16 protein-coding genes are annotated in these 15,495 nt (G+C 61.6%); 9 read left to right on the top strand and 7 right to left on the bottom strand.

The window, feature by feature from the left end; translation table 11 throughout:
* Nucleotide 1: 1 nt before the first annotated feature.
* On the bottom strand, nt 2–955 hold the full coding sequence (gene cysD, locus J5278_RS14535) for a sulfate adenylyltransferase subunit CysD (RefSeq protein WP_209183144.1): 954 nt from the start codon (nt 953–955) through the stop codon (nt 2–4).
* Between the two features lie 104 nt (nt 956–1,059).
* A complete protein-coding gene (locus J5278_RS14530) occupies nt 1,060–1,791 on the bottom strand; it encodes a phosphoadenylyl-sulfate reductase (protein ID WP_209183145.1) in 732 nt (243 codons plus the stop codon).
* Between the two features lie 359 nt (nt 1,792–2,150).
* Between J5278_RS14530 and J5278_RS14525 the strand changes: the two genes are divergently transcribed.
* Nucleotides 2,151–2,597 (top strand): Rrf2 family transcriptional regulator, encoded by a 447-nt coding sequence (locus J5278_RS14525; RefSeq protein ID WP_142824480.1) that lies wholly within the window; start codon nt 2,151–2,153, stop codon nt 2,595–2,597.
* Here J5278_RS14525 and J5278_RS14520 read toward each other — a convergent pair whose 3' ends face one another.
* Nucleotides 2,598–3,965 (bottom strand): chloride channel protein, encoded by a 1,368-nt coding sequence (locus J5278_RS14520; RefSeq protein WP_209183146.1) that lies wholly within the window; start codon nt 3,963–3,965, stop codon nt 2,598–2,600.
* Nucleotides 3,966–4,148: 183 nt separating this feature from the next.
* Here J5278_RS14520 and J5278_RS14515 point away from each other — a divergent pair, with 183 nt between their 5' ends.
* The 3 genes from J5278_RS14515 to J5278_RS14505 all read left to right on the top strand — a co-directional run bounded on the left by J5278_RS14515 (nt 4,149) and on the right by J5278_RS14505 (nt 6,333).
* Complete coding sequence (locus J5278_RS14515) at nt 4,149–4,424, top strand: YlcI/YnfO family protein (protein WP_209183147.1); 276 nt, start codon at nt 4,149–4,151, stop codon at nt 4,422–4,424.
* Nucleotides 4,421–4,720 carry a type II toxin-antitoxin system RelE/ParE family toxin gene (locus J5278_RS14510; protein ID WP_209183148.1) on the top strand — a complete coding sequence of 100 codons (300 nt, stop codon included), beginning with the start codon at nt 4,421–4,423 and terminating at the stop codon, nt 4,718–4,720. Before J5278_RS14515 ends, J5278_RS14510 begins: the two co-directional genes overlap by 4 nt.
* A gap of 554 nt (nt 4,721–5,274) precedes the next feature.
* Complete coding sequence (locus tag J5278_RS14505) at nt 5,275–6,333, top strand: LacI family DNA-binding transcriptional regulator (RefSeq protein ID WP_209183149.1); 1,059 nt, start codon at nt 5,275–5,277, stop codon at nt 6,331–6,333.
* A gap of 27 nt (nt 6,334–6,360) precedes the next feature.
* Here J5278_RS14505 and betA read toward each other — a convergent pair whose 3' ends face one another.
* On the bottom strand, nt 6,361–8,013 hold the full coding sequence (betA, locus tag J5278_RS14500; protein WP_209183150.1) for a choline dehydrogenase: 1,653 nt from the start codon (nt 8,011–8,013) through the stop codon (nt 6,361–6,363).
* Between the two features lie 93 nt (nt 8,014–8,106).
* Here betA and J5278_RS14495 point away from each other — a divergent pair, with 93 nt between their 5' ends.
* Nucleotides 8,107–8,352 carry a type II toxin-antitoxin system RelE/ParE family toxin gene (locus J5278_RS14495; RefSeq protein WP_209183151.1) on the top strand — a complete coding sequence of 82 codons (246 nt, stop codon included), beginning with the start codon at nt 8,107–8,109 and terminating at the stop codon, nt 8,350–8,352.
* Between the two features lie 6 nt (nt 8,353–8,358).
* On the top strand, nt 8,359–8,721 hold the full coding sequence (locus J5278_RS14490) for a helix-turn-helix domain-containing protein (protein ID WP_209187356.1): 363 nt from the start codon (nt 8,359–8,361) through the stop codon (nt 8,719–8,721).
* An 11-nt stretch (nt 8,722–8,732) separates the two neighbouring features.
* Here the strand turns inward: J5278_RS14490 and betB are convergent, their stop codons facing one another.
* The 3 genes from betB to betI are packed head-to-tail and all read right to left on the bottom strand — an operon-like array spanning nt 8,733 to nt 12,323.
* Nucleotides 8,733–10,196, bottom strand: a complete 1,464-nt coding sequence (gene betB, locus J5278_RS14485) for a betaine-aldehyde dehydrogenase (RefSeq protein WP_209183153.1) — start codon at nt 10,194–10,196, stop codon at nt 8,733–8,735.
* A gap of 1 nt (nt 10,197) precedes the next feature.
* Entirely contained in the window at nt 10,198–11,727 is a 1,530-nt protein-coding gene (betC, locus tag J5278_RS14480) for a choline-sulfatase (protein WP_209183154.1), read from the bottom strand.
* Nucleotides 11,724–12,323, bottom strand: coding sequence for a transcriptional regulator BetI (betI, locus tag J5278_RS14475; RefSeq protein WP_209183155.1), 600 nt, complete (start codon nt 12,321–12,323; stop codon nt 11,724–11,726). Before betI ends, betC begins: the two co-directional genes overlap by 4 nt.
* Before the next feature lie 169 nt (nt 12,324–12,492).
* On the opposite strand from betI, the gene J5278_RS14470 reads away from it, so the two are divergent.
* The 3 genes from J5278_RS14470 (at nt 12,493) to J5278_RS14460 (ending at nt 15,467) form a co-directional block, all read left to right on the top strand.
* Complete coding sequence (locus J5278_RS14470; protein WP_209183156.1) at nt 12,493–13,041, top strand: HdeD family acid-resistance protein; 549 nt, start codon at nt 12,493–12,495, stop codon at nt 13,039–13,041.
* 201 nt (nt 13,042–13,242) lie between these two features.
* Complete coding sequence (locus J5278_RS14465) at nt 13,243–13,497, top strand: type II toxin-antitoxin system ParD family antitoxin (RefSeq protein ID WP_209183157.1); 255 nt, start codon at nt 13,243–13,245, stop codon at nt 13,495–13,497.
* A 185-nt stretch (nt 13,498–13,682) separates the two neighbouring features.
* A complete protein-coding gene (locus J5278_RS14460; protein ID WP_247749048.1) occupies nt 13,683–15,467 on the top strand; it encodes a GGDEF domain-containing protein in 1,785 nt (594 codons plus the stop codon).
* Nucleotides 15,468–15,495 lie beyond the last annotated feature (28 nt).

Raw genomic sequence — 15,495 nt, 5'->3', positions numbered from 1 at the left:
CTCAGAAATATCCTTCACGCTTCTTCTTTTCCATGGAGCCGGACTGGTCGCGATCGATCGCGCGTCCCTGCCGTTCGGAAACCGTTGCAATTTCGAGTTCGCCGATCACCTCGTCAAGGGTGGTCGCCTCCGACCGGATGGCGCCGGTCAGCGGGAAGTCGCCAAGCGTGCGGAAACGGATCATGCCTTCCTGGCGGACTTCGCCGGGCAAAAGCTCCAGCCGCGGATCCTCGGCGAGGATCATCATCCCGTCGCGCTCCACGAAGGAGCGCTTCTTGGCGTAGTAGAGCGGCACCAGCGGAATCTCCTCGGCCTGGATATACCGCCAGATGTCGACCTCGGTCCAGTTCGACAGCGGAAAGGCGCGCACGCTCTCACCCTGGCGGATCATGCCGTTGTAGATGTTCCAGAGCTCTGGACGCTGGTTGCGCGGGTCCCATCGATGATCGGGGGTGCGGAACGAGTAGATACGCTCCTTGGCGCGGCTTGCCTCTTCGTCACGTCGTGCGCCGCCAAAGGCAGCATCGAACTTGCCGGCGTCGAGCGCCTGGCGCAGGCCTTGCGTCTTCATGATGTCGGTAAAGGCGGACGAGCCGTGGGTGAAGGGGGTGATGCCCTCGGCAGCGCCGCGCGGATTGATATGCTCGATCAGGTCGAGATCGTAGGTCTTCGCGATGTTGTCGCGAAAGGCGATCATCTCGGAAAACTTCCAGCCGGTGTTGACGTGCAGCAGCGGGAAGGGGACGCGGCCGGGATAGAAGGCCTTGCGCGCCAGATGCAGGAGCACCGACGAATCCTTGCCGACCGAATAGAGCATGACCGGCCGTTCGAACTCAGCCGCCACTTCCCGGAAGATATGGATGGATTCGTTTTCCAGCGCTTTCAGGTGCGGATCGAGCGGCGGCTTTACGCTCTGCGGATTGTGCAGTTCCGTATCCGGACGGCTGTCGGCCATTGTCTACTCCAACTCTGTCGTCTCCGGCCGCAGGTTGGGCCGGCATAAAAGGGAATTGCGTCTCGCAAGTCGCGATTGGAATTTGCAGAGACGCGGGGGAAGGTTCAAGCGGAAACGACAGGATCCTCGGAAACATGCAGGCCGCATTCGCGCGTTTCGTCGTTTTCCCACCACCAGCGGCCGGCGCGTTCCGGCTCGCCTGGCTTGATGGCGCGGGTACAGGGCTCGCAGCCGATCGATGGGTAACCGCGTGCATGCAGCGGGTTGATCGGCACGGCATTGTCGACGACATAGGCGCGGATGCGATCGATATCCCAATCGGCGAGCGGGTTGATTTTCAGCAGGTGCCGTTCTGCATCGTACTCGGCAAACGGCGTATCCGACCGGTTGGCCGACTGGCCGCGTCGAAGGCCAGTGACCCAGATCGTCGCGCCGGCGAGCGCGCGGGCAAGCGGCAGCACCTTGCGCACGCCGCAGCAGGCATGCCGTGCCTCGACGCTCTCATAGAAACCATTGATCCCGTAGCGCGCCGCAAAGGCGTCGATGTCGGCTTGTTCGGGCTCGAAGCGTTGGATCGAAATGTCGTAGCGGCTTTCTGTCTCGTCGATGAGCGCCAGTGTTTCTGCAAACAGCCGGCCCGTCTGCAGCGTCGAGACGTCGATTGGAAAACGGTGCGTGCCGATCTCGGCGGTGATCACCTGATCCTCGATGCCGAGGCTGGTGGTGAAGACCGCGCGGCCGAGGCTGGCAGCCAGCGACAGTCGGCCGGCAAGGTCGAGACCTGCCAGCGCAGCGTTCAATGTTTCCGTATCTTCGATGGAATTGATGGCAGTCATCGGAAAACCTTGTCTGAAAGTGCACGCAGCATCGCAGACGATGACCGAAAAAGACAGGAATGGGATTTCTTAAACGCTTCGGTGTGAGCAAATATCTCTCACAACGGCCTACGCAGCGCAAAAGCAACCGCTTTTGCCGCAACCGGCGCCTCTCGGGCTGGCGCTGTCAGCAAGAACAGCGCTTATATCTACCAATCTAGTAGAGTTAATCGCCGGATGTCAAACTGATTTCTGCTGCAATCTTCAATTTTGTAGCCGTTTCGGCCGCACGCGTTCAATTCCGGTTCAGGCAACATGCGCCAAAAGGGGTGTTCACCAAGCAAAAGGCGCCACTGCGCCGTGGATGAATGGCATTGCAGATGATCACGCAGAAGGCAAAATACGCATTGAGGGCGCTGGCCATCCTGGCGCGTGCCGATCAAGGCGAGCCAATGCTGATCTCCGAGATCGCCGCACAGCAGAAGATCCCGAAGAAATTCCTCGAGCAGATCCTGCTGGAGCTGAAGCACCGTGACATCGTCGAAAGCCGGCGCGGCAAGCAGGGCGGCTATCTGTTGCTGAAACCTGCCGAAGAGATCACATTCGGTGAAATCCTCCGCATCATCGACGGTCCTATCGCCCCGCTGCCCTGTCTGTCGCTGACAGCCTATCGCCGCTGCAGCGATTGCGATGGCGAGCAGGGTTGCGAAATCCACCATGTCTTCGCCAAGGTCGCGGATGCCATGCGCAAGGTCCTGTTCAACACCACCATCGCCGACGCCATCCGCCGCCCGGAAAGCGCCACGGTCACAAGGCTGCTGGCCTGATCAGGCGGAACTTGCGTCGGTCCGCGCGGCATCCTTGTCATGCGTCCGTCGTGCGCGGATGGCGGCGGCGATGTAGACACGCGAAAGCCCGTGATAAAGCGGCTCCGGCGACAACATCCGTGACGTCACATAGCCCAGCATCGACACCGCCATGATCGGGATGACCGCCTGATGATCGCCGGTCATTTCGAGGATAATGACGAAGGCCGTCATCGGCGCCTGCACGACACCGGCAAAATAGCCCGCCATCCCGAGGATGGCGGCAAGCGCGATGCTGGTGCCCATGAGGTGCCCGACGGTGCTGCCAAAACCCGCGCTGACTGCGAGCGACGGCGCAAAGATCCCGCCCGGAATGCCTGAAATCATCGACAAAAAGCTTGCCAGCAGTTTTTCCACGAAGAACAGCAACGGCAGCGAATGCCCCTCGACAGCGCCGCGCGCCTGCTCGTATCCGGTACCAAACGTATTGCCCTTGGAGATGACGCCGATGACAGCCACCGCCAGCCCGCAGCCGCCGGCCATGATGAGCATGCGCAGGAGAGGTTGCGGCTGTGCCCAGCGGCGGATGCGCAGGCCAAAATGCAGGGCAAGGCCGCTGAAACCGGCACCGAGCGCGCCGCCGCCGATACCGCAGACCAGCACCAGGCCCCAATCGGCAAGGAAAGTCGGCGACGTCACCGCCGTGCCGAAATAGTTGTAGCTGCCGGAGAGCCCGAGAGCCGCAAGCCCGGCGAGGATCACCGCCGTCAGCACCAGCCCGTTGGCACGGGCCTCGTAGGTTCGGCTCATTTCCTCGATGGCAAAGACGATGCCGGCCAGCGGCGTGTTGAAGGCGGCCGCGATCCCGGCTGCGGAGCCCGCAAGGATCAGCCCGCGTGCCTGTGCCATGCCGCCGAACCGCGCCGCGGCCAGCATGATGGCGGCGCCGACCTGGACAGTCGGCCCCTCGCGACCGATCGAGGCGCCCGACAGCAGGCCGAGGATCGTCAGCAGGATTTTCCCTGCCGCCACCCGCAGCGACAGCAGCCGCACCCGGTCATCCTCCTGATGCAGGTGCCGCGCTGCAATCGCCTGCGGAATGCCGCTTCCCTGCGAATTCGGAAACAGCGTGATGGCAAGCCACGCCGACAGCACGAACCCGACCGGGGTGATGACGAGAGGCAGCAGAAACCCCCAGTCGCCGGAGGTCGTCACCGCACCGAAAAGCCGCTGCGCCATGTCAGCCGCCTTGGCAAAGCCGACACTGATCAGCCCGATGGCGACAGCCCCCGCCCAGAACACCAGCCGCGTCCGCCACGTCCCGTGCGACCCCCACACGGCACGGGAGCGGCGCAGGAACTTCGATTTTCGATAGGAGGAGGAGGGCATGGGAGCTCTGGACTGCTGAAAAACTGGCTGAGTTCGGGCAAATTGAGCCTCTGGGCGAAGACCCCCTTATCGACCCCGCTGGCGCGTCTTGCAAGTTGGAATCGGTCGGGGTCAGCGCGCGTTATTTGACAAGCGCCTGTTGCATTCTACAATGCATCGCAATTGCAACGCATGGAGCGGCTCATGAAAACGGCATCCCTTCCGTCACTGCGCGTCGATCCCGAACTACGCGCAGCGGCTGAGAGCGTCTTGAAGGACGGCGAGACGCTGTCGGCATTTGTCGAGGCTTCTATCCGGGCACAGATAGATTTCCGACGCACGCAGGCGCAGTTTATCGCACACGGCCTGGCATCGCTTGAAGATGCAAAGAAAACAGGAATTTATTTCAGTTCGAAGGAGGTTCTCGACGAATTGAAGGGAATGCTCGATGCCAGGTCTTCGGAAAAGCATTCCTTGTGACCTATGCGGTCAGGACGACGGCAAAGGCCCGGGAAGATATCAAACGTCTATACGCTTATCTGCTGCAGCGCGATGAACAAGCTGCCGTGCGGGCCTATGCGGCGATTGAAAAGGCCATGGTCATGCTGGAAACGTTTCCTTTCAGCTGCCGTCGAGCGTCTGGCGGCGATTCTCTCTTAAGGGAGCTTGTCGTACCCTTCGGCGCGGCCGGATATGTGCTTCTGTTCGAGATAGAGGACAGCCAGACAGTCACCGTCGCGGCCATCCGCCACCAGCGGGAAGAAGACTACCACTGAGCCCGCCGATCGATGCCCATGTTGCTTTGACGATCCAGCCCCCTGTCTCATGGAGCGGCCACAGCGACCGCTTTCTAAAATGCTGGTTTCTGAGCCTTGAGGCCAACGACCGCTCACCGAAGGGGCTTCAGTCTTTTCGTCGATCTCGATGATACCAGCAGAACTCGCACTTCATTGGTTAACGCGCTGCCAGACGATCTCTCACCGAAAGCGCCGGTCGATTGGCAGTGTGAAGGACCATGCTGTGGCCTTTTTGCGCGCGCCGCGTCTTAAAATTCTCCTGAGCAGGCGAATTGCTAAACCTGCAGGCGGTTTCGGGGGCGGGATTGGCGTTTCAGGCTCGGGATCGTTCGGGTCGCCGAAGCGCTCGATGTAGAGATCCGCATACAGGCTCGGGATGGGTGGCATGACGAAGGCTTCCCCCGGTTTGACACAGGACTTGATTGTCTTTGAATCGATTCAATTTCATGCATCTCTGTCGGCCTGTCAAGCCAAAGTTGAATCGATACAAACGGCGCGGTATGCTTCGCTTTCGGTGCAGGCAGGGGTAGGGCATGAAGGAAAAGAGCGCAAAACTTGCCGATGTGGCGCGGGTGGCGGAGGTCTCGCAGGGGACCGCCTCCAATGTCTTCAACCGTCCTGAGGTGGTGCGCGAACAGGTCCGCGAGCATGTCCTGAAGGTCGCTGCCGCGTTGGGCTACAGGGGGCCTGACGTAAAGGGCCGCTTGCTGCGAGCAGGGCGCGTCAATGCGATCGGCGTGGCAACGGTCGAGCCGCTGTCCTATTTTTTCGAAGATCCTTGGGCGCGAGCGATCATGACGGCGATTGGCGACGTCTGCGATGAGAGCGGAACCGGGATTGCGCTGGTGTCAGCGAAAAACCAGGAAAAGCTGGCCTGGAATGTCAACAGTGCCCTGGTCGACGGGTTTATCCTGCTCTGTGTCGAAGGTGGAGAAAGGTTGGTCGACCTGACACGCCGGCGGCAGTTGCCCTTCATCGCGCTGGCGCTTGGCGAGGACGACGCCTCGGTCCCGCGGATCGGCGTCGATAACAGGGCGGGCGCGGCTGCGGCTGCGCGGCATCTGGGCGAACTCGGCCACAGGAATGTCGCCATACTGGCCATCGGAAACCACGATGTTCCGCAGGGGCTGTTGCCGCGTTCGCGGATCGACGAGGTTTTGGGCGGCAGCATGCGGGAGCGGATGCGTGGCTACTGGCAAGGGATGGAGACGTTCGGTATCGGGCCCGACGATATGCCGGTCTTCGGCACGCTGAACGACCAGCCGACGGTCGAGGCTGCAATGACGGCGCTGTTCTCGATGCCTGCGCCGCCAACCGCCGTTTTGGCCATGTCCGACCACAGCGCCATGCTGGCGCTGCAGTGGCTCGCGGCTCGTGGCATCGCCGTGCCCGGCGAAGTGTCCGTGGTCGGCTTCGACGGCGTGCCGGAAGCGGCTCTGTCACAGCCCGCTTTGACGACCGTAGTCCAGCCGCTGCCGGAAATCGCGCGACGCGCGGTGGCGTCCATACTCGACGCCACCATGCCGGCGGATGGGGATGTCATGGCGGTCGAACTGGTCGTCCGCAAAAGCACAGCCGCGCCCGGGCGATAGGCCAAAGGCGCGGCCGTCGAGACAGGATTACCGGTCGCTGATGTCAGCGCGCGGGTTGGTCCAGGGTTGCTGGTTGGAGCGGGCGAGCGGCTGGCGGCCGAGGATGTGGTCGGCGGCTTTTTCGCCGGCCATGATCGATGGGCCGTTGAGGTTGCCGTATGTCAGCGACGGGAAGATCGACGAGTCCGCGACGCGCAGGCCGTCGACGCCGATGACGCGCGTTTCGGGGTCGACGACGGCCATCGGGTCGTCTTTCGATCCCATCTTGCAGGTGCCGCAGGGGTGATAGGCGCTTTCCAGGTGTTCGCGCAGGAAGGCGTCGATCTGCTCGTCTGTGGTCACCTCGGCGCCCGGCTGGATTTCAGGTCCCCGGTAGTGGTCGAAGGCCTTCTGGCCGAAAATCTCGCGCGTCAGCCGGACGCAGTGGCGGAATTTCTCCCAGTCTTCCGGATGGCTCATATAGTTGAAGCGGATCACCGGATCGGCCTTCGGGTCGGAGGAGCGCAGCGTCACGGCACCGCGGGACTTCGACAGGTTGTAGCCGACGTGGACCTGGAACCCGTGGCTCTTGGCGGCCGCCTTGCCGTCATAGCTGATGGCCACGGGCAGGAAATGATACTGGATGTCGGGCTGCTTGATGCCGGGCGCCGAGCGCAGGAAGGCGCAGGCCTCGAACTGGTTGGAGGTGCCAAGTCCCGAGCGGGTAAAAAGCCACTGCGCCCCCGCCACGCCCTGCCAGAACCATGGCAGCCAGGAATAGAGCGATACCGGTTTGGTCGAAACCTGCTGGAAATAGAACTCCATGTGATCCTGCAGGTTGGCGCCGACGCCCGGCCTGTCGACCTTTACCTCGATGCCCATCTCCTTCAGATGCGCTGCCGGCCCGATGCCCGACAGCATCAGCAGCTTTGGCGAATTGAACGAAGATGCAGCCACGATCACTTCCCGGTTGGCCTTGACAACCTCGATCTTGCCGCCGCGCTCGATCTCGACGCCGGTGGCACGGCCATTCTCGATGACGATCTTCCGGGCAAGGCAGCGGATCAGTGTGACGTTCGGCCGCTTCAGGGCAGGGCGCAGATAGGCATTGGCGGCCGACCAGCGGCGGCCCTTGTAGATGGTCTGCTCCATCAGCCCGAAACCTTCCTGCTTCGAGCCGTTATAGTCGTCGGTGGTCTCGAAACCTGCCTGCTTGCCGGCCTCCACGAAGGCGTGGAACAGGGGATTGGTGAAGCCGCCGCGCTGTACATGCAGCGGCCCGTCGGTGCCCCGCCAGCCCTCTTCGCCGCCATGGCTGTTTTCCATGCGCTTGAAGTAGGGCAGCACGTCGGCATAGGCCCAGCCCCGCGCGCCAAGCTCCTCCCAGCGGTTGAAGTCTTCGGAATGGCCGCGCACATACACCATGCCGTTGATCGACGAGGAGCCGCCGAGCACCTTTCCGCGCGGCGCGGTGATCCGCCGGTTGTTCAGGTGAGGCTCCGGCTCGGAGTGATATCCCCAGTTGTAGCGATCCATGCTCATCGGCCAGGCGAGCGCCGCCGGCATCTGGATGAACGGCCCGAAGTCCGTGCCTCCATATTCCAGCACGATCACCGAATGCCTGCTGTCTTCCGACAGCCGATAAGCCATGGCCGACCCTGCCGAACCGGACCCGATGATGACGAAATCTGCTTGCTGCATAGGGGCTCCAGACGTCTATGGAAAAGGGCGACAAATGTATCGCGATGCGCTATCATTGTTGAAGGCGGTATAGCTCAGGGCGATGGTGTCGGAATGAAGGACGTTGTCGTATCCCGACTTGCCGACAAAGCACTTATGCGCATGCAGCCAAAACGGCGGCTGGCGATTATTGAAAAAGTCAAAGCCTATGCGCGCGGAGAGATTGTCGACATCAAGAAGATGAAAGGCGGAAATCTCTACCGTATCAGGGTCGGACAGGATCGCGTCATCATCGACGACAAGGGTAGGATTGTCGTGGTCATCGATGCCGGTCCGCGGGGCAGTATCTACAAGGAGTGATCCACAATGGGCGATATCAAGAGGTTCGAAATCGACGGCAAACCCTATGTGCTGTTGAGTGAAGAGGATTATGAGGATCTCGTCGATGGACTGAGGGCGAATGCTGTCCTGGCCGGGATTTCTGCAGGAGAAGAAACCTGGCCCTTGGAGATCGTTGAGGCGCGTGCCAATGGCGGAAATGCCGTTCGTATCTTCCGAAACTATCGCCGCATGACTGTTACCGAACTTGCCACGGCCGCCGGAATTTCGCAGCCCTATCTCTCTGAGATCGAGGCAGGCAAAAAAACCGGCAGTGTCGATGTCCTGAAGCGTATCGCTAACGCCCTCAAGGTCGATCTCGACGATCTCGTCGTCAACGTGGCGGACTGATCCATCCATGGTCAATACGGCGCCTCGACCTTGCCCATGGCCACATACACCGTTTTCAGCTCGGAATAATGCTCCAGCGCTGCCAGTGAATTCTCGCGGCCGAAGCCGGATTGCTTGGAGCCGCCGAAGGGGATTTCGACCGGGCAAAGATTGTAGGTGTTGATCCACAACGTTCCGGCTTCAAGCCGGTCGACGATGCGATGGGCGCGGGTGATATCGGCGGTGAAGACGCCGCCGGAGAGGCCGAACTCGGTGCCGTTGGCCCGCGCGATGACCGCCTCTTCGTCATCGAAATCGAGCACGCACATGACAGGCCCGAAGATCTCTTCGCGGGCGATGGTCATGGTGTCGGTGACATCGGCAAACACCGTCGGCTGGATGTAATAGCCTTCACTGGCGACGTTGCTGGGGATGCCGCCGCCGGCAACCAGCGTGGCGCCCTCGGCCTTGCCTGCCGCGATATAGGCGAGCACTTTGTCGCGCTGGGCGAGCGACACCATCGGCCCGACCTGCGTCGCCTCGTCCATGGGATCGCCGATCACCATCGCCTCGGTGCGCGCCTTCAGGCGCTTCAGGAACTCGGCCTTGATCGCGGTATGGACGAAGACGCGGGTGCCGTTCGAGCAGACCTGGCCGGTCGAATAGAAGTTTCCGAGCATGGCGCCGCCGATGGCGCTGTCGATATCGGCATCGTCGAAGACGATCAGCGGCGATTTCCCGCCGAGTTCCATCGTCACATGCTTCAGGCTGCCGGCGGCCGCCGCTGCCACCTTGCGGCCCGTCGGCACCGAGCCGGTCAGCGACACCTTGGCGACATCGGGATGGTTGACCAGCAGCGGCCCGGTATCGCGGTCGCCCTGTATGACGTTGTAGAGGCCCTTCGGAAGCCCGGCTTCATGCAGGATTTCGGCGATCTTCAGCGCCCCCAGCGGCGTATTTTCCGATGGCTTGAAGACCATCGCATTGCCGCAGGCCAGCGCCGGCGCACCCTTCCAGCAGGCGATCTGCTGCGGGTAGTTCCACGCGCCGATGCCGACGCAGACGCCGAGCGGGACGCGCTTGGTGTAGGCGAAGTCGCCGCCGAGCGGGATGTAGCTGCCGTTCAGGCCGGCTGCGATGACGCCGCCGAAAAACTCGAAACTGTCGGCGCCCGAGGTCGGGTCGGCGACGATCGTCTCCTGGATCGGCTTGCCCGTATCCAGCGTCTCCAGTTCCGACAGTTCGCGATTGCGTTCCCGCATGATGTCGGCGGCGCGCTTTAGGATGCGACCGCGCGCCGTCGGGCTCATTGCCGCCCATTCCGGCTGGGCACGCTTGGCCGAGGCGATCGCCTTCTCGATGATGGCCGGCGTTGCCGCATGCAGCCGGGCGATGACTTCGCCGGTGGCCGGATAGAGGCTTTCGAACACCGCTCCCGCCGGATCCTCCACATATTCGCCATCGATGAAGTGCGAGGCTTTCGGTTGGGCTTTCATCTTATTCTCCGCGCGGATAGCGTTTGGATTCTTCGAGGGTATCGAGGTTCATGTGGTTGCGCATGTAGCGCTCCGAGGCCTTCTGCAGCGGCTGGTAGTCCCAGGGATAGTAGGAGCCGTTGCGCAGCGCCTCGTAGACGACCCAGCGTCGCGCCTGACTTTCGCGCACCGCGGCGTCGAAGGCGCCCATGTCCCAACGTTCCTCGCGCTTGCGCCGGAACAGGGCGACGACTTCGGCAAAGTCCGGATCGTCGGCGAGATTGGTGAGTTCCAGCGGGTCGGTGTCGAGGTCGTAGAGAAGATCAGGGTCGAGCATGCAGTGGATGTATTTCCACTTGCCCTCGCGAATGCAGACGAGCGGCGCGTAGGAGCCTTCCGCCGCATATTCCATCAGTACCGGCTCGGTGCGCTCGCCGCCATTGATGACAGGCCTCAGGCTCATGCCGTCTGTCCAGGGCATGATCTCCTCCATGGATATGCCGGCAAGGTCGGCCATGGTGGGAGTCACGTCGAGGTTGGAAGTCGGCGCCAGATGCAGCCCCGGGGTGACGCCGGGGCCGGCCATCATCAGCGGCACCCGTGAGGAGCCCTCGAAGAAGTTCATCTTGAACCAAAGCCCGCGCTCGCCGAGCATGTCCCCGTGGTCCGAACAGAACAGGATGAGCGTGTTGTCGAGCATCCGCGTGCGCGTCAAAGTGTCAATGAGCTCGCCGACCTTGTCGTCGAGATAGGAGATATTGGCGAAATAGGCCTGGCGGGAGCGGCGGATGTGCTCCTCCGTGACCTCGAAATTCTTATAGTCGCAGGAGTGGATGATGCGTTTCGAATGCGGGTCCTGCTGCTCGTCCGTCAGCATCCCGACTTCGGGCATCAGCTGGTCTGAGCCCTCGTAGAGATCCCAGTATTTCCGGCGCGCGACGTAGGGGTCGTGCGGATGGGTGAAGGACACCGTCAGGCACCACGGCCTGCGGCTCTGGTCGTCGTTCTCACGGCTGAGATGATAGAGTTTCTGGTTTGCCAGAAACGCCACCTCGTCGTCATATTCCATCTGGTTGGTGATCTCGGCGACGCCGGCACCGGTCACCGAGCCGAGATTGTGATACCACCAGTCGATGCGCTCGCCCGGCTTGCGGTAATCCGGCGTCCAGCCGAAATCGGCCGGATAGATATCCGTCGTCAGCCGCTCCTCAAAGCCGTGCAACTGGTCGGGCCCGACGAAATGCATCTTGCCGGACAGCGCCGTGTAGTAGCCGGCGCGGCGAAGGTGATGGGCGTAAGTCGGGATCGACGAGACATATTCGGCGGCATTGTCGTAGACACGGGTGCGGCTCGGTAACTGGCCGGCCATGAACGAGGCGCGGGCAGGGGCGCAGAGCGGCGACGAAGTGTAGTTGTTGGCAAAGCGTGCCGAGCGGGCTGCCAGTGCCTTGAGGTGCGGCGCATGCAGGAACTCCGCCGGACCATCCGGAAAGAACTTTCCGTTGAGCTGGTCGACCATGATGATCAGGATATTCGGCTTGGTCTCGGTCACGGCGTCGATCCTTTGCCAAGGGCGGTCAGATGAGTGTTGATGTAGTCTTCGGTCAGCGCAATAGAGGCTTCGATACCCGTCGGCACCGAGCGCAGACTTTGCCGGATATAAAGCCCGTCGATCATCGCAGCCGCGCCTTCGGCCATGCGTTCCGCGTCATCAGCAGTGCAAAGCGGCCGGAGGTTGGCGAGCAGGTTGGAGCGCAAGCGGCGCGCATAGATCACCAGGAAGCGCCGCGTTTCCTCGGAGCGCTGCGCCTCGGCATAGAAGGCCAGCCAGGCGGCAATTGTATCCGGGGCGAACTGGTTTGCCTGGAAACTGACGCGGATCATGGCCGACAGCTTTTCGCGCGGTCCTGCTGCCGCCTTGAGCGCCGTCACGGTGTCGTTGCGCAACTGGCTTAGAAGCGAGCGGATGGTTGCCTGCAGCAGGCGCTCCTTGCTGCCGAAATAATGATGGGCCAGTGCCGCCGAGACACCGGCTTCCCGGGCGATCTCGGACATGGTGACGCTTAGCGATCCGTGATCGCCGATCACCCTGAGGGCGGCGTTGACGAGCGCCTCGCGACGCACTGGCTCCATTCCGACTTTCGGCATCGTCGTCTCCTGATGACGATCATCGTATTTTTGATTGAGCCATCAATCAATAAAAATCGGAAGCCCGCGAATTGATTTCGATCAGTGTGCCCGGAAGGCTTTTTGCGCTAGGATGGGTTTCCGGACGTGGATTTCACGATACGTAAAAGTAACAGGAACGGGTGTCGTCATGGTCATGGGTTTGAACGAACTGCCGCACGCCTCCGCCCATGCCAAGTGGGGCTGGTTCGTGGCGCTGGGCGTCCTCTTGTTGCTGCTGAGCGGCATCGCCTTCGGCAACCTCTTCGTCGCCACCGTCGTCTCGGTCTACTACGTCGGGATGCTGATGCTGCTCGGCGGTATCGTCTATCTCATTCATGCCTTTCAGGTGCGGGGTTGGGAGCATAGCCTTCCATGGATCCTCAGCGGTCTGCTCTACACGCTGGCCGGCATCTTCGCCTTCATGAACCCGCTGCTGGCCTCGGCGGTCTTTACCCTGATGCTTGCAATAGCACTGGTCATTGCCGGCGTCCTGCGCATCTGGGTCGGCCGCAGGATGAAGCCGGCGAAGGGCTGGGGGTTCATTCTCCTCAGCGGCATCGTGACGATGGTGGCAGGCTTCGTGGTCGCGCTCGGCTGGCCCGTCAACAGCCTGTGGATCCTCGGCCTGTTCCTCGCCGTCGACCTGATGTTCCAGGGCTGGACGCTGATCGCCTTCGGGCTTGGCCTCAGGCGCTGATAGAAGAAATCGCCCGTTGGTTCCGCCTTTTGACAAGCTTGGCGCGCAGGCATAACGTGAAAGCGTGGCAGCACAGCGTGAGGCCCGTATCTCCCGCCGCAAGCCACCCTTGAGTGAACCCGAGTGAACCTTGAACGCAGGCATGATGCCTGCGCGGATCTGGCAGTTCTTCGGCCAGACACGGCAAAGAGAGGCAATGTCATGCCTATGGTCACTGTTTCCATCTCTCCAATGCAAGTCGCCGGCATCCGCGCCGCCGTCGACAACGGCAATTACGCATCCGGCAGCGAAGTCGTGCGCGAGGCGCTGCGCATGTGGGACGCGGCACGCAAGCGCGGCGATCTCTGCGATGCACACCATCTGGCGACGGGTTTGCCCGATGGAGCCGGCAGGGACGACAGGCGCGTCGCCGATATGCTGGCCGACTTCGACGCATCGGTTGCGGCCCACAATTGAAGCTGCTGCGTGAAGGCCAAAAAGCTAAACTATTCCTGTAGGTTGGTGCATGCCGGCCTGAACGCCGGGATAGGGCTTTTTGTCATCAAAACTTCACGAACCGGAAAGCTTTTATTGACGCCTGACAACCATCTTCAACCACAGCGACATCGCGTGGGGCAGTGGAGACGAGCATGTCTGGGAGTATGGTCAAGGAGGTGGCAGTGCGGCGCCATCCCTTCGATGCCGCCAGATGGACGCTCATAGAAACCGCCTTCCAGCCGATCGTCGATATCCGCACCGCTGCGGTCTTCGGTTATGAAGCGCTGATGCGCGGCCATGACCGGATCGGTTTTGCTGACCCCATCGCCGCTCTCGACGAGGCCGAGCGCACCGGCCAGTTGTTCGGGCTCGAACAGATGATGGAGCGGCTGGCGCTTGGCGCCTTCTCCAGTCTCCCGAACCGGGCCGAGGCGACGCTTTTCCTCAATCTTGACGCCCGGCTCATTCCGCAAGGCCTGCTGCTGGTCGAGGGTTTGCTGCAGCTTTTGAAGACGCGGTGCATTCCGCCGTCTTCCGTCTGCTTCGAGTTTTCCGAGCGCTTCGACAACAGTGCGTTTCCGGAGATCGCCGGCCTGATCGCCTACATGCGCAAGTCCGGTTTCAAGCTGGCTATCGACGATTTCGGCGTCGGTCATTCGGAAATGCGGCTGCTGTGCGACCAGGTGGTGGACTATATCAAGGTCGACCGGCATTTCGTCACCGGCGCCGATACCGCGATGCGCAAACGGCATTTCCTGAAAAGCGCCGTCTCCATGGCTCACATGCTGGGCGCCCGCGTCATCGCCGAAGGCATCGAGACCGAAGGCGAACTGGCGGTTTGCCGGGATCTCGGCGTCGATATGGCCCAGGGCTGGCTTATCGCCCGGCCGATGGCCGATGTCAGCCAGTGGCATCCGCGCCTGTCGCATTTTCCCGATCACAAATCGACCGCCACGCCCCTGCAGTCGCTCGACGACATCCTCATCCGCAAGCAGATCGAGGTTCTGCCGACCGTGTTCGAAAACGAGCCGATCGATACGGTGTTCGAACTCTTCCGTCGCAATCCGCGACAGGCTTATTTCCCGGTGCTGAATGCCAACAACGAGCCGCGCGGCATCATCCACGAATACAGCCTGAAGGCCTATATCTATCAGCCTTTCGGCCGGGATCTGCTGAAGAACAAGGCCTATGAGCGGACCATTTCGCATTTCATGGAGCCAGCGCCCGTCGTCAGCATCAATTCGACCGTCGATGACCTGATGGGGATCTTCGCCGATGTCGACGATGCTACCTGCCTCGTCGTCATCGAGGACCTGCGCTATGCCGGCGTCGTCTCCGCCGCATCGCTGGTCAAGGCGATGACCGAAAAGCAGTTGAAGACGGCGCAGGACCAGAACCCGCTGACCGGCCTGCCGGGCAACCATGCGATCCGCGATTTCATGCGCATGACGGCCGGCGGCACGGTCGATGCCATCCGCTATTTCTGCTATTGCGACTTCGATGCCTTCAAGCCGTTCAACGATGCATACGGTTTCCACATCGGCGATCATGCCATCTCGCTGTTTGCAGCCCTGATGCGCCGCCATTTCCTGCTGGGCACTCATTTCCTTGGCCATGTCGGCGGCGATGACTTTTTCATTGGCGTCATCGGGGGCAGCCGCGAGGAACTGACCGAGACGCTCGACCGGCTGCGCGCCGACTTCAGCAACGATGTCGCCGCACTTTATCCGTCCGACGACCGGGAGCGTGGCTATATCACCGGCCATGACCGCAGCGGCGCGGAAACGATATTCTCGCTGATGCGCTGCTCGATCGGCGTCGTCGAATTGCCGGAAGGCACGGTTATCGACGACATCGGCAATGTGAGCAAGCGCATCGCCGGCCTGAAGACCAAGGCCAAGGAAAGCGCCAGCGGTCTGGTTTTCGAACAACTCTGCGAGACCAATTGACGCCCCACGACGTCGCGCCTTTTATTTC

The organism is Rhizobium sp. B21/90 (genome assembly GCF_019355815.1).
In the GTDB taxonomy this organism is placed as follows: domain Bacteria; phylum Pseudomonadota; class Alphaproteobacteria; order Rhizobiales; family Rhizobiaceae; genus Rhizobium; species Rhizobium rhododendri.
This window is presented reverse-complemented; position numbering and strand designations above follow the sequence as displayed.

What these genes read in the sequence shown, in the direction of transcription:
- J5278_RS14530 (WP_209183145.1), bottom strand. Translation starts at nt 1,791, where the DNA reads ATGACTGCCATCAATTCCATCGAAGATACGGAAACATTGAACGCTGCG.
- J5278_RS14515 (WP_209183147.1), top strand. Translation starts at nt 4,149, where the DNA reads ATGAAAACGGCATCCCTTCCGTCACTGCGCGTCGATCCCGAACTACGC.
- J5278_RS14490 (WP_209187356.1), top strand. Translation starts at nt 8,359, where the DNA reads ATGGGCGATATCAAGAGGTTCGAAATCGACGGCAAACCCTATGTGCTG.
- betB (WP_209183153.1), bottom strand. Translation starts at nt 10,196, where the DNA reads ATGAAAGCCCAACCGAAAGCCTCGCACTTCATCGATGGCGAATATGTG.
- betA (WP_209183150.1), bottom strand. Translation starts at nt 8,013, where the DNA reads ATGCAGCAAGCAGATTTCGTCATCATCGGGTCCGGTTCGGCAGGGTCG.
- J5278_RS14505 (WP_209183149.1), top strand. Translation starts at nt 5,275, where the DNA reads ATGAAGGAAAAGAGCGCAAAACTTGCCGATGTGGCGCGGGTGGCGGAG.
- J5278_RS14525 (WP_142824480.1), top strand. Translation starts at nt 2,151, where the DNA reads ATGATCACGCAGAAGGCAAAATACGCATTGAGGGCGCTGGCCATCCTG.
- cysD (WP_209183144.1), bottom strand. Translation starts at nt 955, where the DNA reads ATGGCCGACAGCCGTCCGGATACGGAACTGCACAATCCGCAGAGCGTA.
- betI (WP_209183155.1), bottom strand. Translation starts at nt 12,323, where the DNA reads ATGCCGAAAGTCGGAATGGAGCCAGTGCGTCGCGAGGCGCTCGTCAAC.
- J5278_RS14460 (WP_247749048.1), top strand. Translation starts at nt 13,683, where the DNA reads ATGGTCAAGGAGGTGGCAGTGCGGCGCCATCCCTTCGATGCCGCCAGA.
- J5278_RS14520 (WP_209183146.1), bottom strand. Translation starts at nt 3,965, where the DNA reads ATGCCCTCCTCCTCCTATCGAAAATCGAAGTTCCTGCGCCGCTCCCGT.
- J5278_RS14465 (WP_209183157.1), top strand. Translation starts at nt 13,243, where the DNA reads ATGCCTATGGTCACTGTTTCCATCTCTCCAATGCAAGTCGCCGGCATC.
- J5278_RS14470 (WP_209183156.1), top strand. Translation starts at nt 12,493, where the DNA reads ATGGTCATGGGTTTGAACGAACTGCCGCACGCCTCCGCCCATGCCAAG.
- J5278_RS14495 (WP_209183151.1), top strand. Translation starts at nt 8,107, where the DNA reads ATGAAGGACGTTGTCGTATCCCGACTTGCCGACAAAGCACTTATGCGC.